Annotated in this window: 3 protein-coding genes; 2 read left to right on the top strand and 1 reads right to left on the bottom strand. The window is 59.5% G+C overall.

From position 1 onward, the window contains the following. Positions 1 to 240 precede the first annotated feature (240 nt). Positions 241 to 678: a hypothetical protein gene (locus tag AC1DJ5_RS14610; RefSeq protein WP_477021068.1), complete on the top strand. Its 438-nt coding sequence runs from the start codon at positions 241 to 243 to the stop codon at positions 676 to 678. 193 nt (positions 679 to 871) lie between these two features. Next, positions 872 to 1,774 carry a hypothetical protein gene (locus AC1DJ5_RS14605; RefSeq protein ID WP_477021067.1) on the top strand — a complete coding sequence of 301 codons (903 nt, stop codon included), beginning with the start codon at positions 872 to 874 and terminating at the stop codon, positions 1,772 to 1,774. Between the two features lie 100 nt (positions 1,775 to 1,874). Here the strand turns inward: AC1DJ5_RS14605 and AC1DJ5_RS14600 are convergent. Next, positions 1,875 to 2,109 (bottom strand): hypothetical protein (locus AC1DJ5_RS14600; protein WP_477021066.1); only part of this gene is annotated, 235 nt, incomplete at its 5' end.

Below are 2,109 nucleotides of genomic sequence, written 5' to 3'. Positions count from 1 at the left end.
CCCTATTGATCGTCCGCAAATACCCCTAGCCGAGGTCGGCAGAGCTCAACTTCCGCTTCCCGCCCCTAGCCGAAGTTCCGAACGTCCGCTTGTCAGCGGCGCGGTCAATGTCCGGTTCCAGGCTGGGTGCCTATTTCGCAAACCGACCCTAAGCAGCCCTTCCTACGTTGGCCGCAGACGTGTGACGAGTACTCGTTGTCGTCGAGTGCTAAGGCGGCGGGGGGCAGCAAGGAGAGGAAGATGACGCAGCTTATCAAACGGATTGTGGTGAGGGCCCTCGCCTTAACTCTCCTCCTAACGGCGGCGACCGCCTGCCGCGAGCAGCAACAAAAAAAGGATATCGTGTGGACCGAACAGGCTCTGACCGAAGCTTTGACCTCATCGAGCGGCAGTAGAGCCTACCGTACCGCTGACGGCGCAGAATACATCGCTCCCCTCGTGCCAGGAATCGGGCTTTCAATTCCCAAATTAGGGGAGGGCTTCACGCTGTCCTACCTTCTTGAGCGACCTGACGCCGATCCACGCCCAACGGGGGTTGGTCCAGACATGCCTTTCGCTCGTGCGGTGGCCGTGGATATGCGGTTTGGGGTTTACCCCGGACCTGCCGCACCACAACCGAGCCAGAAGAAAGGCTTAGTGGTTAGCAACCACGATAATGTCCATCGATCGGTCTGTTAAAAACCTCTCGAGGTACTTGAGGCGCGCTCAGTGACACAATTTCCGCTAACCACCCCTAGCCGAAGTTCCGGACGTCAGCTTGTCGGCCGCGAGGTCAATGTCCGGTTCCAGGCTGGATGCCTATTTCGCAAACCGACCCTGAGCAGACATCCTACCAACGCTTGGCTAAGCTGAGAGAAACCGGGTGGCCTGCATGTTTGCGATTGTGTTCAGCCTTTTGATCTTCGCGCAAGGCGACCGTGCTGGACCCCCGGCCTCGCCTGCGTCGAAGCCCGACTATGAACAGATCAAGGCCAGTCAGAAGCCCGACCTGTCGGATACCGAACGCGCAGCCGCGGCAGAAATTGTTCTGAAGTCTGCCTTGGCCCGTCGGGGTCATTCCGGAGACCGGTCCTATCTACAGGGCTGCGATCTTTCCGACGCATCAGCGAGCTACGAAGACGCGAACCGGAACCTCATCGGTGCCTCCGCCTCATGGGAAGAATATACTGCCTTCTGGCACGCGGCGTTCCCAGATCACGATTACGCCCGGCGCGTTTTCGAAGGTCCGCCGGAACAGGTTGCCAAGCTCCGCGCCGAGGCCGACCAGCGAGCGCGAGGGCCTATGAGCGGGGCTTTGCCGGACGGCGAACTGGGCTCTGCCGTGATAGATCTTCGCATCATCAACCAATGCGCAGTCGATAGGCCAAACTCTGAATGGCTGCTGGAAAGCGAAGCCTGGAGGATGTTTCAGACCTCAAATGACCGCGAGGTTTTGAACGGCCTTTATTATCTGGCGATGCACGCCGACGATCGGCCCCAGCTTCAAACACGCTTTGGCGAGATCTACGAGGAACGACGTCGGTCCCTCGGATTGCCAATAGAACCCGGCCTACGGCTGATTGACCGTGCCCAGATCAATCTCGGTCGCTCGCAGCCCTACGCGACGGCCGTGCTTTGCGAAAGCGATCAGCCGGCTTTCGCAGGGACAGTCGAACTCGATGCCGCCAACGCGCGACGGATTTCTGTGGGCCTGCCGCCGCAGGACCTCCACGAGAAGGCGCTAAATGGCTTTTGTGGCCCGACGGCTCCCACAGCCGCCCATGAACTCCGCTAACCACCCCGAACCGAAGTTCCGAACGTCGGCTTGTCAGCCGCGAGGTCAATGTCCGGTTCCAGGTCGGGTGCCTATTTCGCAAACCGACCCGTTGCGGACATTAGGGCTGATAAGGAGCGCCGGGTCCGTCAATGACTATCCAACCTGATCCGTCGATTGCGATCATGACTTCTTGCTGCGTCCATACGCCATGTGTGGACGGCTCTCCGTTGGCAAGGATTGATTTGACGTTCTGCTGAGCCTGGTCGGTGCGGCCATGTGTTCGACCTGTTGGTGCGGTACGCATGACCGCTGGCCATAATGCCTTCCGCGAAGATGGGTCCTGACCAACAGCA

This window comes from Brevundimonas sp. 01N35 (assembly GCF_056399785.1).
The sequence above is the reverse complement of the archived record's forward strand: the minus strand, read 5'-3'. Positions and strand labels throughout refer to the sequence as shown.

Coding starts and splice junctions, on each gene's coding strand:
- AC1DJ5_RS14605 (WP_477021067.1), top strand. CDS start 872: ATGTTTGCGATTGTGTTCAGCCTTTTGATCTTCGCGCAAGGCGACCGT.
- AC1DJ5_RS14610 (WP_477021068.1), top strand. CDS start 241: ATGACGCAGCTTATCAAACGGATTGTGGTGAGGGCCCTCGCCTTAACT.